Annotated in this window: 1 protein-coding gene; it reads left to right on the top strand. The window is 36.6% G+C overall.

Annotated features, from left to right (window positions below; translation table 11 throughout):
- The coding region (locus tag RT405_RS10575; protein WP_396163712.1) for a MurR/RpiR family transcriptional regulator at nt 1–440 on the top strand (440 nt) is incomplete at both ends.

The following is a 440-nucleotide window of genomic DNA, read 5'->3' on the forward strand; positions in this document are numbered from 1 at the left end:
TGCAGAACAATCACTTGTACTTTACCTTATTGAACATCCAGAACAACTTCATGATATGACGACCCAAAAACTAGCTGATCTTACTCATACCAATCCTACCAGCCTCATTCGTGTGGCAAAGAAACTAGGTTTTATTGGTTGGACAGACTTGAAAGAAGCTTATCTTGAAGAATGGCGTTATCTAAATAGTCACTTTACGACTATTGATGCTAATTTTCCATTCAATCAATCAGATCATTTAGTTTCCATTGCAAATAAGATAAGTGCCTTACAACAAAATACACTTCAAGATACTTTGTCGCTGATTGACCCTGAAAACCTTCAGCTTGCACAACACCTATTGCTTGATGCTGATGAAATCATCGTTTTCGCAAGTCACACTAACGCGCTGATTGCTCAAGACTTTGTTACTAAAATGCGAAGAATTAATAAAAAAACCT

It is taken from the genome of Carnobacterium sp. (genome assembly GCF_032094055.1).
Taxonomy (GTDB): domain Bacteria; phylum Bacillota; class Bacilli; order Lactobacillales; family Carnobacteriaceae; genus Carnobacterium_A.